Origin of the sequence: Micromonospora aurantiaca ATCC 27029, from assembly GCF_000145235.1 — a bacterium.
GTDB classification, from domain to species: domain Bacteria; phylum Actinomycetota; class Actinomycetes; order Mycobacteriales; family Micromonosporaceae; genus Micromonospora; species Micromonospora aurantiaca.
In genome coordinates, this window is the sequence record NC_014391.1 from 1,427,598 (window position 1) to 1,450,412 (window position 22,815).

Consider the following 22,815-nt stretch of genomic DNA (forward strand, 5'->3'; position numbering starts at 1 on the left):
TCAGTCCTTCGTTCCGGCGGGGACCGCCTCGGCCGTCTCCCGCCCGGCGGGGACCGGCTCGGCGTTGGAGCGGCGCAGCGGCACCTCCCGGATGAGGACCACCGCGACGAGGGCGAGCAGCCCGAACGGGGCGGCGGCCAGGAAGATGTCACCCGCGGCGTGCCCGTACGCGGCCTCGACCACTGTGCGGATCGGGCCGGGGAGCGTGTGTACGTCCGGCAGACCGCCGCCGCCCGGCCCGGAGGCCGGGATGCCGAGGCGGCTCAGGCCGTCGGCCATGTAGCCGGTGACCCGGTGGCCGAGCACGGCGCCGAGCGCGCTCACGCCGATCGCGCCGCCGAGGCTGCGGAAGAACGCCACCACCGAGCTGGCCGCGCCGAGCTCGTCCGGGCGGACCGTGTTCTGCACGGCCAGCACCAGGTTCTGCATGGACATGCCGACGCCGAGGCCGATCAGCGCCATGAAGACCGCGAGGTGCCAGTACGGGGTGTCGGCGCGCATGGTGCCCATCAGCGCGAAGCCGGCGGTGAGCAGCACCGAGCCGATGACCAGCCAGCTCTTCCAGCGGCCGGTGCTGGTGATGATCCGGCCGACCACTGTCGAGGAGACCAGCAGGCCGCCGATCATGGGCAGCGTCATCAGGCCGGACATGGTCGGGCTGGCGCCGCGGCTGATCTGGAAGTACTGCCCGAGGAACACCGAGGCGCCGAACATGCCGACGCCGACCGCGATGCTGGCGATCACGGCGAGCGTGATGGTGCGGTTGCGGAACAGGTGCGGCGGGATCATCGGGTCGGCGGCACGCTTCTCGACCCGGGCCGCGAGCGCGCCGAGCAGCGCCGCGCCGGCCACCATCACACCGCTCTGCCAGGAGATCCAGTCGTACCGGTCACCGGCCAGGGTGATCCAGACCAGCAGCAGCGAGACGGCGGCGGTGATGAGCGTGGCGCCCCACCAGTCGATCTTCACCTCGCGCTTGACCACTGGTAGCCGCAGCGTTCGCTGGAGCACGATCAGGGCGAGCACGGCGAACGGCACGCCGACGTAGAAGCACCAGCGCCAGCCGAGCCAGGAGGTGTCCACGATGACGCCGCCGATGAGCGGGCCGCCGATGGTGCCGACGGCCATGACCGCGCCGAGGTAGCCGCTGTACCGGCCGCGCTCGCGCGGCGCGATCATCGTCGCCATGATCACCTGGGCGAGGGCGGTGAGGCCGCCCGCGCCGACGCCCTGCACCACCCGGCAGGCGATCAGCTCGCCGGTGGTCTGGGCCTGCCCGGCGAGCACCGAGCCCAGCACGAAGACCACCAGGGAGAGCTGGACCAGCAGCTTCTTGCTGAACAGGTCGGAGAGCTTGCCCCAGATGGGCGTGGTCGCGGTGGTCGCCAGCAGCGTCGAGGTGACCACCCAGGTGTACGCGGACTGACCGCCGCGCAGGTCGGTGATGATCCGCGGCAGCGCGTTGGAGACGACCGTGGAGGAGAGGATCGCGACGAACATGCCCAGCAGCAGGCCGGAGAGCGCCTCCAGGATCTGCCGGTGGGACATGTCGACGGCGGTCGCCCGTGCGGGCGCAGTCGCCTGAGTCATCGTGGAGTGCCTCCGGAGCGGGGGAGAAAGGTTGCCTCGGGCAACCGTAGAAGCCGTTGCCTTGAGCAACAACTCGGGCCGGGCGCTGATTGTTCCCCCTGCCGGCGGGCTCAGAACGACTCGTTGAAGCGGTGCATCAGCCGGGCGAGGTCCGCCACGTCCTCTTTCGGCCAGCTTTCGAGCGAACGCCTTATCTGTCCGAGTCGCGCCGCCCGGGCCGCGTCGAACCGCCGGGTGCCCTCCTCGGTGAGGCTGAGCTGGGCCGCCCGCCGATCGGTCGGGTCCGGGTCGCGGCGGACCAGACCCAGCGCCTCCAGCCCGCCGATCTGGCGGCTCAGCGTGCCCTTGCCGATCCCCAGCTTCGCGGCCAGGTCGGTGAGCCGGATCGACCCGGAGCGGCGCAGCCAGAGGAGCAGGCCGTACGCGTTGGGCTCCAGGTTCGGGTGGACCTCGCGGGCGATCTCCCAGGACAGCGCCCGGCCGCGGCGCAGCAACGCGGTCAACTCGTGCTCCACGGCGCGCAGCGTCTCGTCCACGCTCAGAGGGTACTCAGTCCTCGTCGCTGAGTTGCTGTCGCGCCACCGGCCGCAGCTCGCCCTCGCTCGTCGTCCCCTCGATCACCACGGCGGCCCTGCGGCCCTGGTGCGTGAGCGTGGCCACCGCGTTCCCGAAGTAGGGCCCGGCCAGCTTCCGCCAGCGCACCGGCGGGCGGCGTACGCCGGCCGAGCGCGCCAGCGCCCGGGTCGCCCCGGCCGGGCCGGGATTCCAGCCCAGCGTCATCAGCGGGCGCATCGCGGCCGGCACCTGGTTGTGGATCGGCGAACACGTGAGCTGGTGCACGGGCGTACGGACGTTACGGTCGGCGAACCGGGCCCGGGCCACGTACGAGTGGTGCACGTCACCGGAGAGCACGCTGATCGACGCCGGTCGCGCGTACGCCGGCCCGGCGCCCACCCGTGCCCCGGTGCGCGGCGCGGTGCCGCTGCCCAGCCGCGCGAACAGCTCGCCCAGCGCCTCGAACGAGCGCCGGAACGCCCCCCAGTGCTCCAGGTCCAGTGCCCGGCGGATCTGCTCGGAGAGCCGGGCCACCCAGGGGCGGCCGGAGTCGGCCAGGCGCTCGTTCCACGCCTCGACGTGGTGGATGCCCGGCGGTAGCAGCCACGGCAGCGAGCTGCCCACCACCAGATGGTCGTAGGTGCCGTGCGCCTGATCGAGGAACCACGACCACTCGCCCGGCGGCAGCATCGCCCGGTTGCCCGGCAGGAGCACCCGGCTGGACCGGTTGTCCAGCATGACCAGGCGGGTGCGGCCCAGGTCCAGCGCGTAGCTCCACTGGTACTGCACGGCCCGCCAGCGCTCGGTGTCGTGCGCCAGGTCGGCCTCCTTGTCGACCCGCTCGCCGAACTCGTGCAGCACGCCGGTGGCGTCCTCGGCGGCGACCACCTTCGCGTACACCGGGTCGGCGGCGATCTCGTCCGGGCTGAGGTTGCCCAGGTGCTGGTAGACCCAGTAGGAGGCGAGGCCGCTGCGGATCCGCTCGGCCCACCACGGCTGCTCGCGCATGTCCGCGCGCCACGACTGCGAGGTGTTCCAGTCGTCGATCACCTCGTGGTCGTCGAAGATCATCACGCTCGGCACGGTGGAGAACAGCCAGCGGATCTCCGGGTCGCGCCACGACTCCAGGTAGAGCTTGGTGTACTCGTCGAAGCTCACCACCTGCGTCGCCGGGGCGTCCTTCGGCCGCCGCCGGCGCCGCTTGAGCAGCCGCCGCACGGTCGGCGAGGTCTCGTCCGCGTACACCTGGTCGCCGAGCAGCACCAGCAGGTCGGGCAGCACGGCCTCGTCGGGCGCGGCCATCACCCGGCGGGCGTACGCGTCCAGCGCGTCAGGCGGCAGCTTCCGCGCGGTGGAGTGCTGGGTGGTCTCCCGGCACGAGCCGAACAGCAGCCGCACCGGCTGGTCGGCGTCGTCGAGCGCGCGGGTGCGGATCACGCTGGGTGGGAACGACGAGTCGGGCAGCGGCCACGCCACCTCGTCGTCGATCAGCACCTCGTACGTCGTGGCGCTGTCCGGGGTGAGCCCGCTCACCACGACGATCGCGTAGTGGTGGTCGTACGCGGAGAAGGTGGGTGCACTGCCGGTGGCGCCGTCCGCAGTGCGGACGGTGACCACGGCGGGCGAACTGGTCTCCACCCAGACGGTCGCCCGCGTGTCGACGACCCGGCGCAGCAACGGGCCGATGAGCAGGCGGGAACCGGGCACGACACACCTCCGACAAGATCGTTTCGGCTGTTCCCTACCCGGCCGGCGGTTGCGGTACGCCTTCCGGTGCGAGCGTACCCGCAGGTTGTTCGCGTGCCGAGGCGGTGAGTGGGACGCGGTCGTCGGCATCTGACAGGATTTCGGGCATGACGGAATACCTCCTCGTCGCTCTCGCCCTGCTCGGCGTGCTGATCATCGGCGGCCTGAGCCTCGTGGTGCCCCGGCTGCGCCGGCGCCCGCAGCCGCCGCTGCCGCGCACGGAGGTCGACACCCGGACGGAGGAGGACCTGGCCGGCCCGCCGGTCGAGGCCCCCGAGGCGGAACTCACCACCGGTGTGGTGGTGGAGGCGCCGCCGGCCCCTCCGGTCGAGGTGCCGCAGGTCGAGGTGCCGGAGCCGACCGCCGGCCGGCTGGTCCGGCTGCGCTCCCGGCTGTCCCGCTCGCAGAACGTCTTCGGCAAGGGCCTGCTCGGCCTGCTCAGCCGCGACCGGCTGGACGAGGACACCTGGGAGGAGATCGAGGACAGCCTGATCACCGCCGACGTCGGCATCGACGCCACCCGGGAGATCGTCGACCGGCTGCGCGAGCGGACCCGGGTGCTCGGCACCCGGACCGGGGAGGAGCTGCGGGCGCTGCTCGCCGCCGAGCTGGTGAACGCGCTCGACCCGGGCCTGGACCGCTCGCTGCGCACCGCGCCGAAGGAGGGCGTCCCGGCGGTGGTGCTCGTGGTCGGCGTCAACGGCGCCGGCAAGACCACCACCTGCGGCAAGATCGCCCGGGTGCTCGTCGCGGACGGCCGCAGCGTGCTGCTCGGCGCGGCCGACACGTTCCGGGCCGCCGCCGCCGACCAGCTGGAGACCTGGGGCGGCCGGGTGGGCGCCGAGACGGTCCGCGGGCCCGAGGCCGCCGACCCGGCCAGCGTCGCGTTCGACGCGGTCAAGCGCGGCATCGACACCGGCGTCGACACCGTGCTCATCGACACCGCCGGCCGGCTCCAGAACAAGATCGGCCTGATGGACGAGCTGGGCAAGGTCAAGCGGGTCGTGGAGAAGCACGGCCCGATCGACGAGACGCTGCTGATCCTCGACGCCACCACCGGCCAGAACGGGCTGGAGCAGGCACGGGTCTTCACCGAGGCGGTCAACGTCACCGGCGTGGTGCTGACCAAGCTCGACGGCACCGCCAAGGGCGGCATCGTGATCGCCGTGCAGCGCAAGCTCGGCATCCCGGTCAAGCTCGTCGGCCTCGGCGAGGGCAAGGACGACCTGGCCCCGTTCGACCCGGCACAGTTCGTCGACGCGTTGCTCGGCACCGAGCCGCTCGCCCGGGACGCGTAGCCTCTCCCGTGACGACTGACGATCGCGCCTACGCGGGGTGGCGCGACCCCAGCCACCCGTCGCCACGCCTCGGGAGACCGTACGTGACTTCGCAGGAGATCCCGCTGCACGGCGGGAACGTGAGCACCGTGGTCCGTGTGGGAGACACGGTCCGGCGCAACGCCGGCCCGTGGACGCCCTCCGTGCACGCGCTGCTGCGCCACCTGGAGTACGTCGGATTCACCGGCGCGCCCCGGGCGCTCGGCATGGACGAGCGCAACCGGGAGGTCCTGTCGTACCTGGAGGGGGAGTGCGGGGAGTACCCGCTGGCCCCGCACTGGGTCACCGACGAGGCCCTGGTCACGGTGGCCACCATGCTGCGGATGTTCCACGACGCGCAGTACGGCTTCACCCCGCCGCCCGGCGCGGTCTGGCGCTCGTTCGGGCCGCCCCCGCCGGACACCGAGGTCATCTGCCACCACGACGCCGCGCCGCACAACGTGATCTGGCGGCCGGACGGCACGCTCGGGCTGATCGACTTCGACCTCGCCTCGCCCGGCGCCCGCATCTACGACGTGGCGTACGCCGCCTGGACCTGGGTGCCGATCTTCTCCGACCGGGACTCGATCACGCTCGGCTGGAAGCACCCGGACCGGCCGCGCCGGCTGCGGCTGTTCGCCGACGCGTACGGGCTGATCCCGCGCGACCGGCACCGGCTCATCCGGACCATCCGCAAGCGCATCGTCGACCACGTCGAGGGCATCCGGCGGATGGCCGCCGCCGGTGAGCCGGCGTTCGTCCGGATCGTCCACAAGGGCCACCTGCGTCGGCCTATGCGTGACCTGCGGCTGCTCGACTACGAGCGGCACCAGCTGGAGTACGCGCTGCGCTGAGCAAGATCGGCGTTCTTCACACGCCGGAAACAACCCGTCACGCGTCGGAAATCGCGCGGTGTCGCTGAAGGAAACAGCCGGCGACAAAGCTTCCGCGCAACCGGCTGACGGGCGATGCTGCCAGGTCTCAGTCGGAGGGAGGAATACGACAACGAGAGGAGGCAGCGTGGAGATCGACACCGGGAACACTGCCTGGTTGCTTGTCTCGACTGCCCTCGTGCTGCTCATGACCCCCGGTCTCGCGCTGTTCTACGGCGGCCTGAACCGGTCCAAGGGCGTTCTGAACATGATGATGATGAGCTTCTCGTCCATCGGGCTCGTCAGCATCCTGTGGCTTTTCTACGGCTTCACCGTCGCCTTCGGCGAGGGCGGCAGGTTCTGGGGTGACCTGGGCCAGTACCTGGGCACCAAGACCTTCGTCGGCGAGAACGACCTGTGGGGCGAGACCGGCATCCCGATCTACGTCTTCATCGCCTTCCAGATGATGTTCGCGATCATCACCGTGGCGCTGATCAGCGGCGCGCTGTCCGACCGGGTGAAGTTCGCCGGCTGGCTGCTGTTCGCGTTCGGCTGGGCGACCCTGGTCTACTTCCCGGTCGCCCACATGGTCTGGGGCGGCGGGCTGATCGGCGGCGACATCGGCGCGCTGGACTTCGCCGGTGGTACCGCTGTGCACATCAACGCCGGTGCGGCGGCGCTCGCGCTGGTGCTGGTGCTCGGCAAGCGGGTCGGCTGGCCGCGCGAGAGCATGAAGCCGCACAACGTCCCGATGGTCGCCCTCGGCGCCGCGCTGCTGTGGTTCGGCTGGTTCGGCTTCAACGCCGGTTCCGAGCTGACCGCCGACGGGGTCACCGCGCTGGCGTTCATCAACACCCAGGTCGCCACCGCCGCCGCGCTGCTCGGCTGGATCGTGGTGGAGTGGCTGCGCGACGGCAAGCCGACCCTGGTCGGCGCCTCGTCCGGCGCCATCGCCGGTCTGGTCGCGATCACCCCGGCCTGTGCGTTCATCACCCCGGCCGCAGCGGTGCTGCTGGGCGTGGTGGCCGGTGCGGTCTGCGCCCTCGCGGTCGGCCTGAAGTACCGGCTCGGCTACGACGACTCGCTCGACGTGGTGGGCGTGCACTTCGTCGGCGGCTGGATCGGCTGCCTCTGGATCGGCCTGTTCGGCACCGCCTCGGTCAGCTCGCTGGTGGAGACCGACGGCCTGTTCGTCGGCGGCGACGCGTCGCTGCTCGGCAAGCAGGCGATCAGCGCGCTGATCGTCAGCGTCTACTCCTTCGTGGTCGCCTTCGCCCTGGGCTTCGTGATCGACAAGACGATCGGCCTGCGGGTCTCCGCCGAGGCCGAGGTCGACGGCATCGACATCGCCGAGCACGCGGAGAGCGGCTACGACCTGTCGCCCACCACGGGCAGCAGCGGTGGCGCGTTCGCGATGGCCGGGATCGGCGCCGGCAAGCCGGCCGCGGAGCCCGCTGTCGAGACCGACGAGTCCGCGCCGGTCAGCGAGAAGGTCGCCGGTTAACGTTCCTGGGATGGAGGGGTTGGACATGAAGCTGGTGACCGCGGTCATCAAGCCGTACCAGCTGGACGCGGTGAAGGAGGCTCTGCACGCGCTCGGCGTGGCCGGGCTGACCGTCAGCGAGGTCCAGGGCTACGGCCGGCAGAAGGGGCACACCGAGGTCTACCGGGGTGCCGAGTACACGGTCGAGTTCCTGCCCAAGATCCGGGTCGAGGTGCTCACCGACGAGATGGACGTCGACAAGATCGTGGACGCGATCGTCGGCGCCGCCCGGACCGGCAAGATCGGCGACGGCAAGGTCTGGGTGACCGGCGTCGAGGAGGTCGTCCGGGTGCGTACCGGCGAGCGCGGGCTCGACGCCCTCTGATCGCCGGACCCGCCGACGTGACCTCGTTGACCACGGCCGCCGCCCCCACCGGGGACGGCGCGCCCGTGGTCAACGAGGTCGCCGGCGTACCCGCAGGGATCGGCGCGGCGGCCCGGTCCGCGCGGGCCGACGCGCTCGACGCCTGGCTGTGCCGGGCCTTCCCGGACCGGGACGGGGTGGCGCTCGTCGCGGTGGGCGGGCTGGGCCGCCGTCAGTGCGCCCCCTACGGCGACCTCGACCTGGTGCTGCTGCACGCCGGGGTGCCCGGCATCGACGAGCTGGCCGCGTCGCTGTGGTATCCGATCTGGGACGCCGGACTGCGGCTGGACCACTCGGTGCGCACCGTCGCCGAGGCGCTGTCGGTCGCCCAGGACGACGTCAAGGTCGCCCTCGGCCTGCTCGACGCCCGGCACGTGGCGGGCGACCCGGCGCTCACCGACCAGCTCTCCCGTACCGCCACCGACCACTGGCGGCGGACCGCGATCCGCCAGCTCCCCGGCCTGCGCGAGATCACCTCCGCCCGCTGGGAGGCGCACGGCGAACTGGCGTTCCTGCTCGAAGGCGACCTCAAGGAGGCGTCCGGCGGGCTGCGCGACGTGGGCATCCTGCGCGCCATCGCCACCGCCGGGGTCACCGACGCGCTCCGCCCCGCCGTGCACGCGGCACACCGGCGGCTGCTGGACACCCGCGACGCGCTGCACCAGCAGGTGGGCCGCCGGGTCGACCGCCTGGTCGCCCAGGAACGCGACGGTGTGGCGCGCCTGCTCGGCGCCGAGGACGGCGACGCGCTGCTGCGGCTGGTGGCCGGCGACGCCCGCACGGTGAGCCACGCCCTCGACGACGCCTGGCGGGCCGCCGACCGGCTCCGCTCCGGCCGGCACCGCGCCGCGCCGGGCCGGCCGCTGCGCCGCCCGGTCGCCCGGGACGTGGTGGAGCAGGACGGCGAGCTGGTGCTCGCCCGTACCGCCATCGGGGCCCGCCCCGACCCGAGCCTGTCGCTGCGCGTGGCCGCCGCTGCCGCCACCACCCGGCTGCCGATCGCGCGGGCCACCTGCGAGTGGCTGGCCGCGTACTGTCCGCCGCTGCCCGCGCCCTGGCCACCGGCGGCCCGCGCCGCGCTGATCACCCTGCTCGGCGCCGGTCCCGGCCTGGTGCCCGCCTGGGAGACCTGCGACAGGTACGGGCTGATCGACCGCTGGCTGCCCGAGTGGACCCGGATGCGCAGCCTGCCCCAGCACAACCCGGTGCACCGGTTCACGCTCGACCGGCACCTGGTGCAGACCGCGTACGAGGCGAGCCGGCACACCCGCGACGTGGAACGACCTGACCTGCTGCTGCTCGGCGCGTTCCTGCACGACATCGGCAAAGGGCTGGACGGTGACCACTCGGTGGTCGGCGCGCCGCCGGCCGAGGCGGTCGCCACCCGGATCGGGCTGCCGCCGGCCGAGGCGGCGCTGATCGGCACGCTGGTCCGGCTGCACCTGCTGCTGCCCGACGTGGCCACCCGGCGCGACCTGTCCGATCCGAAGACCGTCGCCGGGGTCGCCGAGCGCGTCGGCGACACCGGCACGCTGGAACTGCTGCACGCCCTGGTCCGCGCAGACGCCGCCGCCACCGGCCCGGCGGCCTGGTCCGGCTGGAAGGGCCGGCTGATCGCCGAGCTGGTGAGCCGGGTGCGCACCACGCTGGACACCGGCGTGGTGCCCGCCCCGCCGGCCCCCGACCCGGCACTCGTGGCCGGGCCGCTGCCTGTCGTACACCTGGGGGAGGACCGGGTGTCGGTGGCCGCCGCCGACCGGCGCGGACTGCTCGCGACTGTCGCCGGGTGCCTGGCGCTGCACCGCCTGGAGGTGATCTCCGCGGACGCCGCCACCGTCGACGGCCGCGCCCTGGTCGAGTGCCGGGTGCAGCCGCGTTACGGGCTGGCCCCGGACCCGATCGCGCTCAGCGCCGACCTGCGCCGCGCGGTCGGCGGCGACGTCTCGGTCATCCAGCGGCTGCGCGGCCGGGCCCTGGCCGCGCGCAGCCAGGGCGCCGCCCCACGGGTGGTCTGGCACCGGGAGGCGGCCACCGACGCGGTCCTGCTGGAGCTGCGGGCCGCCGACGCGGCCGGACTGCTGTACCGGGTCACCTGCGCGCTGGACGACGCGGGCGCCCAGGTGCGGGCGGCCCGGATCTCGACGCTGGGCGGCGACGTGGTGGACGCGTTCTACCTGGTCGGCGGCTGGCCGTCGGACGAGGAACGGGCCCGGATCGAGGCCGCCGTGCTGGCCGCCGTGTAGTGGAACGGGCCGCCGGGCCGGAGCGGGCGGATGAGCGGCGGGCTACCCTAACGGTGGGCTGGACCACCGGCCCGGCAGCATGTGCCCGCCGAAAACGACAAACGGGATGTTCGCGTGTTTGACACCTTGAGTGACCGCCTGTCCGGGATCTTCACCAAGCTCCGCGGCAAGGGCCGGCTCACCGACGCCGACATCGACGCCACCGCGCGCGAGATCCGGATGGCGTTGCTGGAGGCCGACGTCGCCCTGCCGGTGGTCAAGGGCTTCATCGCGAACGTCAAGGAGCGGGCGCGCGGCGCCGAGGTCTCCCAGGCGCTCAACCCGGCGCAGCAGATCGTCAAGATCGTCAACGAGGAGCTGATCAACATCCTCGGCGGCGAGGGGCGGCGGCTCCAGTTCGCCAAGCACCCGCCGACCGTGATCATGCTGGCCGGCCTTCAGGGTTCCGGCAAGACGACGCTCGCCGGCAAGCTGGCCCGCTGGCTCAAGAGCCAGGGCCACCAGCCGCTGCTCGTCGCCGCCGACCTCCAGCGTCCCAACGCCGTCGGGCAGCTCCAGGTGCTCGGTGGCCGGGCCGGCGTCGAGGTGTACGCCCCGGCGCCCGGCAACGGCGTCGGCGACCCGGTGCAGGTGGCCCGCGACTCGATCGAGCACGCCCGCCGCGCCGCCCGGGACATCGTCATCGTCGACACCGCCGGCCGCCTCGGTATCGACACCGAGATGATGCAGCAGGCCGCGAACATCCGCGACGCGGTCCAGCCCGACGAGGTCATCTTCGTCATCGACGCCATGGTCGGCCAGGACGCGGTGCGCACCGCCGAGGCGTTCCGCGACGGCGTCGGCATCACCGGCGTGGTGCTGTCCAAGCTCGACGGCGACGCCCGCGGTGGCGCCGCGCTCTCCGTCCGCGAGGTGACCGGCCAGCCGATCCTGTTCGCCTCCACCGGCGAGAAGCTGGAGGACTTCGACGTCTTCCACCCGGACCGGATGGCCAGCCGGATCCTCGGCATGGGCGACGTCCTCACTCTGATCGAGCAGGCCGAGGCGGCCTTCGACACCGATCAGAAGGAGAAGATGACCGCCAAGCTGATGGGCGGGGAGACCTTCACGCTGGAGGACTTCCTCGATCAGCTCATCGCGGTCCGGCGGATGGGCCCGATCGCCAACGTGCTGGCCATGATGCCCGGCATGGGGCAGATGAAGGACCAGCTCGCCGAGTTGGACGACAAGCACTTCGACCGGGTCACCGCGATCATCCGGTCGATGACCCCGGCCGAGCGCACCACCCCGAAGATCATCAACGGCTCCCGCCGGGCCCGTATCGCCAGCGGTTCCGGCGTCACCGTCATGGACGTCAACCAGCTGCTCAACCGCTTCGCCGACGCGCAGAAGATGATGAAGCAGATGGGCGGCATGATGGGCCTGCCCGGCGGTGGCCGGCGCAAGGCGACCAAGTCGCCGAAGAACAAGCGCAAGGGCACGAAGGGCGGCGGGCGGCCGCGTACCGGCGCCGGCATGCCGGGCGGCTTCCCGGGCGGGATGCCGCAGCTCCCGCCGGGCCTGGACCCGGGTGACCTGGCCGGTGGGCAGGGCCTGCCGCCGGGCTTCAAGCTGCCGAAGATCGACTTCAACAAGCTCGGCAAGGGCGGCGACAAGGGCCCCCGCTAGCGTGTCGGTGACGGTGGGCGACGTCGCTCTCTCTTAGGGTGATGTCGCCCCCTGGAAGGAGATGTCAATGACCGCGGCCCCGATCCTGCCGGAGCGGCACGAGTGGACGGTCGACGACCTGGGCGAACTGCCCAAGGACCTTCCGTACGAACTGATCAACGGAAGGTTGATCGTGCCGTCACCCACCGCCCTGCACCAGGAGATCTGCGTCGAGTTGCTGCTCGCGCTGCGCGTCAACTGCCCGCCGGAGTTCCTGGTGAGCATCGACCTGTCCATGCGCGTGGACCGCCGCAACGAGCCGCGCCCCGATGTGGTGGTGATCCGGCGCAAGCACGCCGGCCGGTCGCCCGTCCCGGTCGAGGACGCGTTGCTCGCCGTCGAGGTCGTCTCGCCGACGTCGCACTTCCGCGATTTGTACGACAAGGCGAAGGTCTACTCCCGCTCCGGGGTCCGCTCCTACTGGGTGGTGGATCCGCAGCACGAGCGGATCGCACTCACCGAGTACACGCTCGACGGCGCCGCCCGCGAGTACGAGCAACTGGCACACACCGAGGACCTGTTCGTCACCGAGCGGCCGTGGAAGGTCTCGGTCGATCTGCCGGCGCTGACCGCGCGCCGTAACGACCTGCTCGCCGTCGAGGAGGACTGATCGGGTAGGACTGTGCACATGGCTCTGCACGTGCGCGGTGTGTTCCTTCCCGACGACGAGGTCCGGGACGTCTGGCTGGTCGGCGACCGGGTCACCTTCGAACCGGTGCCCGGCGCCGAGACGGTGGCCGACGGCGGCTTCGTGCTGCCCGGCCTGACCGACGCGCACTGCCACATCGGCATCGCCCGCGGCGGCAGCCCGATCACCTCTCTCGACCAGGCGCGGGAACTGGCCCGGATCGACCGGGACGCCGGTGTGCTGGCGATCCGGGACGCCGGGTCGCCGTACCCGTACCCCGAACTGGAGGACGAGCCGGACCTGCCGCGGCTGGCCCGCGCGGGCCGGCACGTCGCACCGCCCAAGCGCTACCTGCGCGACATCGGCGTGGAGGTCGGCGCGGCGGAGGTCGCCGCGACGGTGGCCGCGCAGGCCGCGGCCGGCAACGGCTGGGTCAAGCTGGTCGGCGACTGGATCGACAGGGGCGTCGGCGACCTGGCGCCGGCCTGGGACGCCGACACCATGACCGCGGCGGTCGCCGCCGCGCACGCCGCCGGGGTACGCGCCGCGGTGCACACGTTCTCCGAGTCGGCCGTGGAGATCATGGTGCGGGCCGGTGTCGACTCGGTGGAGCACGGCACCGGGCTGAGCCTCGACCTGATCGACCTGATGGCCCGGCAGGGCACCGCGCTGGTCCCCACGATGATCAACATCCGGACGTTCGGCCACATCGCCGAGCAGGCCCGCCCCAAGTTCCCCGGGTACGCCGACCACATGCTCGCCCTGCGCGACCGCTTCCCCGAGGTGGTGCGCGCCGCGCACGAGGCGGGCGTGCCGATCTACGTCGGCACCGACGCGGGCGGCGGCATCGACCACGGCCTGGCGGCCGAGGAGATGCTGCTGCTGCACGAGCAGGCCGGCATGTCGGCCACGGACGTGCTCGCCGCCGCCTCCTGGCGGGCCCGGGAGTGGCTCGGCTTCCCCGGGCTCGTCGAGGGCGGCCTCGCCGACCTGGTGGTCTACCCCGAGGACCCGCGCCGCGACCTGCGTGTGGTCCGGACGCCCAGCCGGATCGTGCTGCGCGGCCGGGTCGTCCGCTGACCGGCCGACGGCGACGGGTCTAGCGGGCGGTCGCCGCCATCAGGAACAGGCGCACCGCCAGGTCGGCCAGCCGGTCGGCGGTCTCGTCGACCGGGCCCCCGGGCAGCACGATGTGGCTCACCACCAGACGTACGACGCTGTCCGCGGCGAACGCGAGGGCCGCCGGATCGGCGTCCGGCAGGCGCTCGCCGGTCCACTCCAGCAGCGCCGCCGCGGCCTCGGCGAGCACCAGCTCGGACCGGGTGGTCAGGTACGGCAGAAGCTCCTCCGAGCCGCCCCGGGTACTGGTCAGCACCGCCCGGACCAGCGGGTTCTCGGCGGCCGAGGCGAGCGTGCGGTGGATCGCCGCGTACGCTGCCGCGCGGACGTCGGAGTCGTGCTCGTCGAGCGCCGACCGGACCTGGCCGACGAACCGGTCCACCTCGTGCCGGGCCAGCGCCTCGCCCAGGCCCGCCTTGGTGCCGAACTCGTTGTAGACCGTCTGCCGGCTCACCCCTGCGGCGCTGGCGACGGCACCCATCCGGACCCCGGCCCAGCCGGTCGTGACGGTCAGCGAACGGGCGGCGTCGACGATCGTCTCGCGCACCGGAGTGACGTTCCTCGGCTTAGACATGGTGATCGAAGTCTACGGGCGCTGCTCAGCGCACCTCGAGGTCGTACTCCGCCTCGGCCCGGAACCGCCCGCCGTCGTGGCCGGCGAAGGTCAGGTGGTGCGTCCCCGGCGCCGGGGTGGTGGAGAGCATGACGGCAGACGGTAGTGCGGGCGCGCCCGGCTGCGCCCACCCGTGACGGGACGCATAGGATGCGTGGTCATGGCACGCGTGCTCACTCCCCGTGCGGAGGACTTTCCCCGCTGGTACCAGGACCTGATCGCCAAGGCGAAGCTGGCCGACAACGGCCCGGTCCGGGGGACCATGGTGATCCGACCGGCCGGCTACGCCATCTGGGAGCGGATGCAGGCCGAGATGGACGCCCGGATCAAGGCGGCCGGCGCGGAGAACGCGTACTTCCCGCTGTTCATCCCGGAGAGCTACCTCAAGCGGGAGGCCGAGCACGTCGAGGGCTTCTCGCCGGAGCTGGCAGTCGTCACGCACGGTGGCGGCAAGCAGCTCGCCGAGCCGGTGGTGGTGCGCCCCACGAGCGAGACGGTCATCGGCGAGTTCATGGCCAAGTGGATCGACTCGTACCGTGACCTGCCGCTGCTGCTCAACCAGTGGGCGAACGTGGTCCGGTGGGAGCTGCGCCCGCGGATCTTCCTGCGTACCAGCGAGTTCCTCTGGCAGGAGGGGCACACCGCGCACGCGACCCGTGAGGACGCCCGCGCCTACGCGCGGCGAATCCTGCACGAGGCGTACGAGGACCTGATGGTCAACGTGCTCGGCATCCCGGTGGTGGTCGGCCTGAAGACCGCCCGGGAGCGCTTCGCCGGCGCCACCGCCACGTACACGTGCGAAGGCATGATGGGCGACGGCAAGGCACTCCAGCTGGGCACCAGCCACGAGCTGGGCCAGAACTTCGCCAAGGCGTTCGACATCAGCTACTCCTCGGCCGAGGGCGGCCGGGAGCACGCGTGGACCACCTCCTGGGGCACCTCCACCCGGATGCTCGGCGGTCTGATCATGTGCCACGGCGACGACAACGGGCTGCGGGTGCCGCCGAAGCTGGCGCCGGTCCAGGCGTACGTGATGATCGTCAAGGACGGCGAGGGCGTGGCGGAGGCGGCGCGAAAGCTTCACGACGCGCTGCGTGACGCCGGGGTGCGGGTGGCGCTCGACGACCGGACCGACACCGCGTTCGGCCGCCGCGCCGTCGACGCCGAGCTGCGCGGCTACCCGGTACGCGTCGAGGTAGGCCCGCGTGACCTGGCCGCCGGCAACGCGGTGGTGGTCCGGCGTACGGACGGCTCGAAGGCCCCGACGCCGGTGGCCGACGTGGTCGGCGCGGTCCTGGCCGCGCTGGAGGCCGACCAGCAGGCGCTGCACGACCAGGCACTGGAGTTCCGCCGGTCCCGCACCGTCGAGGTGTCGACGCTGGCCGAGGCGATCGAGGCGTCCGCCACCGGCTGGGCCCGGGTGCCGTGGTCGGCGGTCGGCGTCGAGGGCGAGGCCGAGGCGAACGCTCAGGGCGTGACGGTCCGCTGCCTGGTACGCGCCGACGGCTCGGTGCCGGACTCGGAGGACGAGCCCGACCTGGTGGCGATCCTCGCCCGCGCCTACTGAGGGTGTAAGGAAGGGCCCCTTCTTAACGCATTCCGCAGAGGAGGGGCCCCTTGTTGACACGACGGCGGGGGTGAGCGTGCGGTTCGAGCCGGGGCGGCTGATCATGCACCGGAACGTGCGCAACGGCCGGATCGGCTGGGTCCGGTCGGCCCGCGTGGTCTCCGACGACGAGCGCGGCCTGGTGCTCTGGGTGGCGCGCGAGGCGCCCGTCGCGCACGAGGTGAACGCCGCCGGCCTGGGCATGCGGGCGGTGCCGTTCGCCGAGTGGGTGACGTCGTCCTACCGGCTCGCGCAGGGGCTGTGGAACGGCCCGCCGGTGCTGAAGTTCCTGCCCACCGGCGCGGCCCACTCGGTCTGGTGGTTCCGCGACGCCGCCGGCCGCTTCCAGAACTGGTACGTGAACCTGGAGGAGCCCGGCGTCCGCTGGGACGACGGCACGGTGGCCGGGGTCGACATGGTCGACCAGGATCTCGACGTCGTGGTCCACCCGGACCTGAGCTGGGAGTGGAAGGACGAGGACGAGTTCGCCGAGCGGCTGGCGTTCCCGGAGCACTACTGGGTGACCGACGAGAAGGCGGTACGCGCCGAGGGCGAGCGGGTGATCCGGATCGCCGAGGCGGGCGAGTTCCCGTTCGACGGCACCTGGTGCGACTTCACCCCACCCGTGGGATGGGACGTACCGGACGAACTTCCGCCGGGGTGGGACCGCCCGCCGGTGCGCTGAACGAGTGTCCTCGGTCACGGCCCGGCCCGCCCCGGGCGTGGTGTCCGGGTCCGGTGTGAGAGTTCCGGTCCGGATCTGGCAGAATGGTTCGCTGGTATCCGGCACGCGTCCGGCGCCCTCTAACCCGGGCGCGTCGCCAGTTCACCGAGCAGTCTCCGGCCCAAACCCCACTGTGCCGGTCGGCGCTCACCCGCCACACCGCCCGTACGGGCCGGTGAGATCGCAACAGGAGCGAAACAACTGTGGCCGTAAAGATCCGGCTCCTGCGGATGGGCAAGATCCGCAACCCGCAGTACCGCATCGTCATCGCCGACTCGCGTACCAAGCGTGACGGTCGTGCGATCGAGTTCGTCGGTGTGTACCAGCCGAAGGAAGACCCTTCGGTGATCGAGGTCAAGTCGGAGCGGGTCCAGTACTGGCTCTCGGTCGGCGCCCAGCCGAGCGAGGCCGTGCAGCGCCTGCTGGAGCTGACCGGTGACTGGCAGAAGTTCAAGGGCCTGCCCGCGCCGCCGCCGCTGAAGGTCGCCCCCGAGCGGGCCGACCGTAAGGCGGCGTACGAGGCCGAGGCGAAGGCCGCCGCCGGCGTGGCCGACACCCCGGCGAAGCCGGCCAAGAAGGCCGCCGCCAAGGCGGAGGAGCCGAAGGCCGAGGCCAAGGCCGAGGAGCAGACCGGTGCCGAGTCCGGCGAGCAGGCCTGACATGCCGCTGCGTCCCGCTCTGGAGCACCTGGTCAAGGGCATCGTCGACCACCCGGACGACGTCCGGGTGCGCATGGTCGACTCCCGTCGGGGCAAGCGCCTCGAAGTCCGCGTGCACCCCGAGGACCTCGGCACGGTGATCGGGCGGTCCGGCCGGACCGCCAAGGCGCTGCGCCAGGTGATCGGCTCCATCGGCGGGCGTGGGGTACGCGTCGACATCGTCGACTCGTACTGATGCTTCTCGTCGTCGGCCGGATCGGTAAGCCGCACGGCATCCGCGGTGAGGTCACCGTGGAGGTGCGTACCGACGAGCCCGAAGCACGGTTCGCCCCCGGTTCGGTGTTGACCACCGAGCCGGGGGTGGTCCCGTCGGAGCCCGGCGCCTGGCGGGTGCCCCCGACGCTCACCGTCGAGTCGGCCCGCTGGCATCAGGGCCGTCTGCTCGTCGCCTTCGAGGGCGTGCTGGAGCGCGACGTCGCCGAGGCGCTGCGCAACACGCTGCTCGGCGTGGACAGCGCCGACGTCGCCCCGCCGGAGGACCCGGAGGAGTTCCACGACCACCAGCTGGTCGGGCTCACAGTGGTCACCCGCGACGGCGAGCACGTGGGCGAGGTGGCCCGCATCGACCACGCGCCCGCGTCCGAGATGCTGGTGCTGCGGCGCCCCGAAGGGCGTACCGCGCTGGTCCCGTTCGTCAAGGCGATCGTGCCCGAGGTGGATCTGGCCGGCGGTCGCGTCGTCGTCGACCTGCCCGGCGGCCTGCTCGACCTCTAGCTGGAGCCCACCGCATGCGCGTCGACATCGTGTCGATCTTCCCCGAGTACTTCGCCCCGCTGGACCTGTCGCTCATCGGCAAGGCCCGCGCGAACGGCACGCTGCGGCTGGCCGTACACGATCTGCGGACCTGGACCCACGACGTGCACCGCACCGTCGACGACACGCCCTACGGCGGCGGTCCGGGCATGGTCATGCGGCCGGAGCCGTGGGGTGAGGCGCTGGACGCGCTGGCGCCGGGCGAGCTGAGCCCGGACGGGCACACGCTGCCCCGGCTGCTCGTGCCGTCGCCCGCGGGCGTCCCGTTCACCCAGGCCCTGGCGCACGAGCTGGCCGCCGAGTCGCACCTGCTGTTCGCCTGCGGCCGGTACGAGGGCATCGACCAGCGGGTGCTGGACCACGCGGCGACCCGGATGCCGGTGACCGAGGTCTCCCTCGGCGACTACGTGCTGTTCGGCGGCGAGGTGGCCGTGCTGGTGATCCTGGAGGCGGTCACCCGGCTGCTGCCCGGCGTGCTCGGCAACGCCGGGTCGCTGGACGAGGAGTCGCACGCGCACGGGCTGCTGGAGGCCCCGCTCTACACGAAGCCGGCGAGCTGGCGCGGGCTGGACGTGCCCGAGGTGCTGCGCTCCGGCGACCACGCCCGGATCGACCGCTGGCGGCGGGACGAGTCGCTGCTGCGGACGGCGGCCCGGCGCCCCGACATGATCGGCGCGCTGGCACCGGAGACGCTCGACAAGCGGGACCGGGCGACGCTGGACCGGGGCGGATTTTCCCCGCCACCGGGGCATGTGGCAAAGTAGAGGGGTTGCCGCATCCGTCCACGCCGTGGGCGGCTGCGAGGACCCTCGACCGGGGCCGGCCTCGCCGGTCACCACCCGGGGGTCAGAATCACCCATCCGCGCATCGACTGACGATGCGCCGTGAGCCTCACGAGGACGCAGCGATGAACATCCTGGACGCCCTTGACGCCCAGTCGAAGCGTACCGACCTGCCCGACTTCCGTGCCGGTGACACCGTCAAGGTGCACGCGCGGGTCGTCGAGGGCAACCGCTCCCGGGTCCAGATCTTCCAGGGCGTCGTCATCCGCCGCCAGGGTGACGGCCTGCGCGAGACCTTCTCGGTCCGCAAGGTCAGCTTCGGTGTCGGCGTGGAGCGGACCTACCCGCTCAACGGCCCGGGCATCGACCGGATCGAGGTCGTGACCCGCGGTGACGTGCGTCGCGCCAAGCTCTACTACCTGCGTGAGCTGCGCGGCAAGAAGGCCAAGATCAAGGAGCTGCGGGAGAAGCAGCCGGCGAACTGATCCACGTTCGCCACGCCGCCCGGCCTGCGCGGATGTCGTATCGACCAGACCGCATTACCCTGGTCGGTACGGGCGCAGCCGGACGGTGCGAAACGGTCCACTACCGCCCGTGGGGTCTCCGAGGGGACTCCCGGGCGGTAGTGTCGTTTCCGCGGACCGGAGAGTGGCATGGTGCAGATGGTTGACGAGGACGGCGCCGTCGATCCCTGGCGCCGGCGGGCCCGCCGTGGCCGCCGCCAGATGCCGCTCTGGCAGGAGCTGCCGTTGCTGCTGATCGTGGCGTTCTGCCTCGCGGTGCTGATCCGGACGTTCCTGCTCCAGGCGTTCTTCATCCCCTCCGGGTCGATGGAGAACACGCTGCTCGTCGGTGACCGGGTGCTCGTCAACAAGGTCGTCTACGACGTCCGCGACCCGGTCCGCGGCGAGGTGGTGGTGTTCCGGGGCACCGACCGCTGGGTCGCCCAGGAGGCGCCCGCGCCGCCGGCCAACTTCGCCGGCCGGGTCGGCCGTACGCTCGGTGACCTGGTGGGCGTCAGCCGCCCCGGCGAGAAGGACTTCATCAAGCGCGTCATCGGCGTACCTGGCGACAAGGTCTGGTGCTGCGACGACGGCCGGGTGGTGGTCAACGGGGTGCCGCTGGACGAGACGGCGTACGTCTCCGAGGACTCCCCGGTCGAGCTGCCGCCCAATCCGAAGGAGTGCCGGTCCCGGCAGTTCACCGAGGTGGTGGTGCCGCCGGGGCAGATCTTCGTGATGGGCGACCACCGGCTCGTCTCGCAGGACGCCCGATGTCAGGGGCCGGTGCCGATCGAGAACGTGGTCGGCCGCGCCTTCATGATCGTCTGGCCGTCGCAGCGGTGGACCGGTCTGCCCGTACCGGAGACGTTCGCGAGCGTGCCGCGCGCGGACGCCGCGGCGGCGCCCGGGCCGGTGCCGGTGGATCCCGACCCGGTCGGCGGCGTCGTCCTGATCCTCCCGCTCGCGGCGACGCTCACCGTTCTGGCGGGTTCGGGGCGACCGCTCCGTACCCGGCGACGTAGGCTCCTCCCGTGATCGACGAGCAGACCGAGAAGCCCCGCAGCTCCTTCTGGAAGGAGCTGCCCATCCTCCTGGGCGTGGCGATCCTGGTCGCGGTGCTGGTGCGTGCCTTCGTGCTGCAGACCTTCTTCATCCCGTCGCCGTCCATGGAGAACACCCTCAAGATCGACGATCGGGTGCTTGTCAACAAGCTGGTCTACGACTTCCGCTCGCCGCACCGGGGTGAGGTGATCGTCTTCAAGGCGCCCACCGAGTGGAGCGGCAACCCCGACGGTGAGGACTTCATCAAGCGGGTCATCGGCGTCGGCGGCGATCACGTGGTCTGCTGCGACCGCACGGGCGGCCAGGAGCGGCTGATCATCAACGGCAAGCCGATCGACGAGCCGTTCATCTTCCCCGGCAACAAGCCCGCCGACCAGGACTTCGACATCACCGTGCCGAAGGGGCGCCTGTGGGTCATGGGTGACCACCGGGAGGCTTCAGGCGACTCGCTGGAGCACTGGCAGCAGTCGGGCGAGGACATCAACGTCGCCACCATCCCCGAGGGCGAGGTCGTCGGCCGGGCCTTCACCATCTTCTGGCCGGTCAGCCGTGCGACCTGGCTCAGCGTCCCCGAGCAGTTCGACGGGATCCCCAATCCCTGAGCCGGCCCGCGCCACGCCTGCCACGCCTGCCACGCCTCGACGGCGGGAGGGCGTGGTCGTTCGTCGCAGGCGTCTGGCAGGCTGGTGCGGTGACCGTCTACACCCCTCGTCGCGCGGCCCGGGTGCTGCTGGTCGACGCGTCCGACCGGGTGCTGCTCTTCGAGGGCAGTGATCCGGCCCGGCCGGGTCACCGCTACTGGTTCACCCCCGGCGGCGGGCTCGACCCGGGGGAGTCCCCGGCCGACGGCGCCGCCCGGGAGCTGGCCGAGGAGACCGGCCTGCGGCTGGCCCCGGCCGAACTGGGCGCGCCGGTCTGGGCGGAGACCGTCGAGTTCCCGTTCGACGGCGTCTGGTACCGCCAGGAGCAGCAGTTCTACCTGGTCCGGGTGACGGGCTGGGACGTCGACACCGCGGGCTTCAACGACGTCGAACGGGCGAGCGTGCACGGGCACCGCTGGTGGCCGGTCGCCGAGCTGGCCGCCACCGCCGAGCGCTACTACCCGCCGGACCTGCCCGGCCGGCTCGGCGCCGTGCTGGCCGGAGGCGGCGCATGCTGACCCCGCCGCGCACCGTGGTCCGCCGCGACGGCGGCCTCTACGCGCTGGAGCGCGCCCTGCAACGGCGTGGCTTCCGGCACGTGGCGGGCGCCGACGAGGCCGGCCGGGGCGCCTGCGCCGGGCCGCTCGTGGCCGCCGCCGCGATCCTGCCCGAGGGCCGGCGCGGCGAGATCGACGAGCTGGCCGACTCGAAGCTGCTCACCCCCGCCGCACGCGAGCGCGTCCACGACGAGGTGGTGGCGCGGGCCCTGGCGTACGCCGTGGTGGTCATCCCGGCAGAGGAGGTCGACGCCCGCGGGCTGCACGTGTGCAACCTCGCCGCGATGCGCCGGGCGCTCGCCTCGCTCACCACCCGACCCGAGTACGTGCTGACCGACGGCTTCGGCGTCGACGGGCTGGACGTGCCGGGCCTGGCGGTCTGGAAGGGCGACCGGGTGGCCGCGTGTGTGGCGGCGGCGAGCGTGCTCGCGAAGGTCACCCGGGACCGGATCATGGTGGAACTGGACGGGCGGTTCCCCGGCTACGGCTTCGCCGAGCACAAGGGCTACATCACCGCCGAGCACAGCGCCGCCCTGCGCGCGCTCGGGCCCTGCCGGGAACACCGCTTCTCGTACGTGAACGTGGCCGCCGTCTCCGGACGGGACGGCCGGCCTCCCCGCGCCCGCCGACCGGTGGGCACCGACGCGGCGTCGCCCGAGCCCGCGGCCGGGCTGCCGGGTCTCGGGCCCGGAGCGTTCGCCGGCCGCCCGGACGAGCCGATGGGGCACTGCGGCGCGTCAGGGGGTACCGTCGGCGTGGCGTTGGGCGAGCAGCCGCGACCTCCGGCGTCGGTGGGGGAAGATGTGGTCATGGAAGGCGGAGTGCGATGAGCGCGGAAGATCTCGAGAAGTACGAGACCGAGATGGAGCTGCAGCTCTACCGGGAGTACCGGGACATCGTCCGCCAGTTCTCCTACGTGGTGGAGACCGAGCGCCGTTTCTACCTGGCCAACCAGGTCGACCTGCACGTGCGCAACTCCGACGGCGAGGTCTACTTCGAGGTCGAGATGCACGACGCCTGGGTGTGGGACATGTACCGTCCTGCCCGTTTCGTCAAGAATGTTCGAGTGATGACGTTCAAGGACGTCAATGTGGAAGAGCTCGAAAAGCCCGACATCTCGCTTCCCGCAGATTCCGGATTCGGGAGCTGACCACGGGCGGCTGAACGCCCTC

Annotated in this window: 24 protein-coding genes; 20 read left to right on the forward strand and 4 right to left on the reverse strand. The window is 72.3% G+C overall.

Features of this window, described 5'->3' with window-relative positions; genetic code table 11:
• The 3 genes from MICAU_RS06885 to MICAU_RS06895 all read right to left on the reverse strand — a co-directional run bounded on the left by MICAU_RS06885 (position 1) and on the right by MICAU_RS06895 (position 3,852).
• Complete coding sequence (locus tag MICAU_RS06885; protein ID WP_013284572.1) at positions 1 to 1,590, reverse strand: MDR family MFS transporter; 1,590 nt, start codon at positions 1,588 to 1,590, stop codon at positions 1 to 3.
• Between the two features lie 110 nt (positions 1,591 to 1,700).
• Positions 1,701 to 2,126 carry a MarR family winged helix-turn-helix transcriptional regulator gene (locus tag MICAU_RS06890; protein ID WP_013284573.1) on the reverse strand — a complete coding sequence of 142 codons (426 nt, stop codon included), beginning with the start codon at positions 2,124 to 2,126 and terminating at the stop codon, positions 1,701 to 1,703.
• Between the two features lie 13 nt (positions 2,127 to 2,139).
• Positions 2,140 to 3,852: an alkaline phosphatase D family protein gene (locus tag MICAU_RS06895; protein WP_013284574.1), complete on the reverse strand. Its 1,713-nt coding sequence runs from the start codon at positions 3,850 to 3,852 to the stop codon at positions 2,140 to 2,142.
• A gap of 146 nt (positions 3,853 to 3,998) precedes the next feature.
• On the opposite strand from MICAU_RS06895, the gene ftsY reads away from it, so the two are divergent.
• The 8 genes from ftsY to MICAU_RS06935 all read left to right on the forward strand — a co-directional run bounded on the left by ftsY (position 3,999) and on the right by MICAU_RS06935 (position 13,644).
• Positions 3,999 to 5,189, forward strand: coding sequence for a signal recognition particle-docking protein FtsY (gene ftsY / locus MICAU_RS06900; protein WP_013284575.1), 1,191 nt, complete (start codon positions 3,999 to 4,001; stop codon positions 5,187 to 5,189).
• An 8-nt stretch (positions 5,190 to 5,197) separates the two neighbouring features.
• Positions 5,198 to 6,061 carry a phosphotransferase gene (locus MICAU_RS06905; RefSeq protein WP_174361701.1) on the forward strand — a complete coding sequence of 288 codons (864 nt, stop codon included), beginning with the start codon at positions 5,198 to 5,200 and terminating at the stop codon, positions 6,059 to 6,061.
• Positions 6,062 to 6,227: 166 nt separating this feature from the next.
• Complete coding sequence (locus MICAU_RS06910) at positions 6,228 to 7,583, forward strand: ammonium transporter (protein ID WP_013284577.1); 1,356 nt, start codon at positions 6,228 to 6,230, stop codon at positions 7,581 to 7,583.
• Between the two features lie 25 nt (positions 7,584 to 7,608).
• Complete coding sequence (locus MICAU_RS06915) at positions 7,609 to 7,947, forward strand: P-II family nitrogen regulator (protein WP_013284578.1); 339 nt, start codon at positions 7,609 to 7,611, stop codon at positions 7,945 to 7,947.
• 17 nt (positions 7,948 to 7,964) lie between these two features.
• Positions 7,965 to 10,229 carry a [protein-PII] uridylyltransferase gene (locus MICAU_RS06920; RefSeq protein WP_013284579.1) on the forward strand — a complete coding sequence of 755 codons (2,265 nt, stop codon included), beginning with the start codon at positions 7,965 to 7,967 and terminating at the stop codon, positions 10,227 to 10,229.
• A 114-nt stretch (positions 10,230 to 10,343) separates the two neighbouring features.
• Positions 10,344 to 11,897 (forward strand): signal recognition particle protein, encoded by a 1,554-nt coding sequence (gene ffh, locus MICAU_RS06925; RefSeq protein WP_013284580.1) that lies wholly within the window; start codon positions 10,344 to 10,346, stop codon positions 11,895 to 11,897.
• A gap of 67 nt (positions 11,898 to 11,964) precedes the next feature.
• Positions 11,965 to 12,546 (forward strand): Uma2 family endonuclease, encoded by a 582-nt coding sequence (locus tag MICAU_RS06930; protein WP_013284581.1) that lies wholly within the window; start codon positions 11,965 to 11,967, stop codon positions 12,544 to 12,546.
• A gap of 18 nt (positions 12,547 to 12,564) precedes the next feature.
• Positions 12,565 to 13,644 (forward strand): amidohydrolase family protein, encoded by a 1,080-nt coding sequence (locus MICAU_RS06935; RefSeq protein WP_013284582.1) that lies wholly within the window; start codon positions 12,565 to 12,567, stop codon positions 13,642 to 13,644.
• 19 nt (positions 13,645 to 13,663) lie between these two features.
• Here the strand turns inward: MICAU_RS06935 and MICAU_RS06940 are convergent, their stop codons facing one another.
• On the reverse strand, positions 13,664 to 14,257 hold the full coding sequence (locus MICAU_RS06940; RefSeq protein ID WP_013284583.1) for a TetR/AcrR family transcriptional regulator: 594 nt from the start codon (positions 14,255 to 14,257) through the stop codon (positions 13,664 to 13,666).
• A 199-nt stretch (positions 14,258 to 14,456) separates the two neighbouring features.
• Here MICAU_RS06940 and proS point away from each other — a divergent pair, with 199 nt between their 5' ends.
• The 12 genes from proS to MICAU_RS07000 all read left to right on the forward strand — a co-directional run bounded on the left by proS (position 14,457) and on the right by MICAU_RS07000 (position 22,793).
• Positions 14,457 to 15,863 (forward strand): proline--tRNA ligase, encoded by a 1,407-nt coding sequence (gene proS / locus MICAU_RS06945; protein WP_013284585.1) that lies wholly within the window; start codon positions 14,457 to 14,459, stop codon positions 15,861 to 15,863.
• 76 nt (positions 15,864 to 15,939) lie between these two features.
• Positions 15,940 to 16,587 (forward strand): ribonuclease FAU-1 family protein, encoded by a 648-nt coding sequence (locus MICAU_RS06950; protein WP_013284586.1) that lies wholly within the window; start codon positions 15,940 to 15,942, stop codon positions 16,585 to 16,587.
• Between the two features lie 242 nt (positions 16,588 to 16,829).
• Positions 16,830 to 17,285 (forward strand): 30S ribosomal protein S16, encoded by a 456-nt coding sequence (gene rpsP / locus MICAU_RS06955; protein ID WP_013284587.1) that lies wholly within the window; start codon positions 16,830 to 16,832, stop codon positions 17,283 to 17,285.
• Positions 17,260 to 17,520: an RNA-binding protein gene (locus MICAU_RS06960; RefSeq protein ID WP_026268109.1), complete on the forward strand. Its 261-nt coding sequence runs from the start codon at positions 17,260 to 17,262 to the stop codon at positions 17,518 to 17,520. Before rpsP ends, MICAU_RS06960 begins: the two co-directional genes overlap by 26 nt.
• A complete protein-coding gene (rimM, locus tag MICAU_RS06965) occupies positions 17,520 to 18,059 on the forward strand; it encodes a ribosome maturation factor RimM (RefSeq protein ID WP_013284589.1) in 540 nt (179 codons plus the stop codon). Before MICAU_RS06960 ends, rimM begins: the two co-directional genes overlap by 1 nt.
• 14 nt (positions 18,060 to 18,073) lie before the next feature.
• Positions 18,074 to 18,862, forward strand: coding sequence for a tRNA (guanosine(37)-N1)-methyltransferase TrmD (trmD, locus tag MICAU_RS06970; protein WP_013284590.1), 789 nt, complete (start codon positions 18,074 to 18,076; stop codon positions 18,860 to 18,862).
• Positions 18,863 to 19,005: 143 nt separating this feature from the next.
• Positions 19,006 to 19,365, forward strand: a complete 360-nt coding sequence (gene rplS, locus MICAU_RS06975; RefSeq protein WP_013284591.1) for a 50S ribosomal protein L19 — start codon at positions 19,006 to 19,008, stop codon at positions 19,363 to 19,365.
• 168 nt (positions 19,366 to 19,533) lie between these two features.
• The gene (gene lepB / locus MICAU_RS06980; RefSeq protein WP_013284592.1) at positions 19,534 to 20,418 is read left to right on the forward strand and encodes a signal peptidase I; all 885 of its coding nucleotides are present in this window, start codon (positions 19,534 to 19,536) and stop codon (positions 20,416 to 20,418) included.
• Positions 20,415 to 21,047, forward strand: a complete 633-nt coding sequence (gene lepB, locus MICAU_RS06985; RefSeq protein ID WP_013284593.1) for a signal peptidase I — start codon at positions 20,415 to 20,417, stop codon at positions 21,045 to 21,047. The genes lepB (MICAU_RS06980) and lepB (MICAU_RS06985) overlap by 4 nt, the downstream gene beginning before the upstream one ends.
• An 89-nt stretch (positions 21,048 to 21,136) precedes the next feature.
• A complete protein-coding gene (locus MICAU_RS06990) occupies positions 21,137 to 21,604 on the forward strand; it encodes an NUDIX hydrolase (RefSeq protein ID WP_013284594.1) in 468 nt (155 codons plus the stop codon).
• On the forward strand, positions 21,598 to 22,473 hold the full coding sequence (locus tag MICAU_RS06995; protein WP_013284595.1) for a ribonuclease HII: 876 nt from the start codon (positions 21,598 to 21,600) through the stop codon (positions 22,471 to 22,473). Before MICAU_RS06990 ends, MICAU_RS06995 begins: the two co-directional genes overlap by 7 nt.
• Complete coding sequence (locus MICAU_RS07000; RefSeq protein ID WP_011905215.1) at positions 22,470 to 22,793, forward strand: DUF2469 domain-containing protein; 324 nt, start codon at positions 22,470 to 22,472, stop codon at positions 22,791 to 22,793. The genes MICAU_RS06995 and MICAU_RS07000 overlap by 4 nt, the downstream gene beginning before the upstream one ends.
• Positions 22,794 to 22,815 lie beyond the last annotated feature (22 nt).

Coding starts and splice junctions, on each gene's coding strand:
- MICAU_RS06885 (WP_013284572.1), bottom strand. CDS start 1,590: ATGACTCAGGCGACTGCGCCCGCACGGGCGACCGCCGTCGACATGTCC.
- ftsY (WP_013284575.1), top strand. CDS start 3,999: ATGACGGAATACCTCCTCGTCGCTCTCGCCCTGCTCGGCGTGCTGATC.
- MICAU_RS06915 (WP_013284578.1), top strand. CDS start 7,609: ATGAAGCTGGTGACCGCGGTCATCAAGCCGTACCAGCTGGACGCGGTG.
- MICAU_RS06930 (WP_013284581.1), top strand. CDS start 11,965: ATGACCGCGGCCCCGATCCTGCCGGAGCGGCACGAGTGGACGGTCGAC.
- MICAU_RS06935 (WP_013284582.1), top strand. CDS start 12,565: ATGGCTCTGCACGTGCGCGGTGTGTTCCTTCCCGACGACGAGGTCCGG.
- MICAU_RS06940 (WP_013284583.1), bottom strand. CDS start 14,257: ATGTCTAAGCCGAGGAACGTCACTCCGGTGCGCGAGACGATCGTCGAC.
- proS (WP_013284585.1), top strand. CDS start 14,457: ATGGCACGCGTGCTCACTCCCCGTGCGGAGGACTTTCCCCGCTGGTAC.
- rimM (WP_013284589.1), top strand. CDS start 17,520: ATGCTTCTCGTCGTCGGCCGGATCGGTAAGCCGCACGGCATCCGCGGT.
- trmD (WP_013284590.1), top strand. CDS start 18,074: ATGCGCGTCGACATCGTGTCGATCTTCCCCGAGTACTTCGCCCCGCTG.
- rplS (WP_013284591.1), top strand. CDS start 19,006: ATGAACATCCTGGACGCCCTTGACGCCCAGTCGAAGCGTACCGACCTG.
- lepB (WP_013284592.1), top strand. CDS start 19,534: ATGGTGCAGATGGTTGACGAGGACGGCGCCGTCGATCCCTGGCGCCGG.
- MICAU_RS06995 (WP_013284595.1), top strand. CDS start 21,598: ATGCTGACCCCGCCGCGCACCGTGGTCCGCCGCGACGGCGGCCTCTAC.
- MICAU_RS07000 (WP_011905215.1), top strand. CDS start 22,470: ATGAGCGCGGAAGATCTCGAGAAGTACGAGACCGAGATGGAGCTGCAG.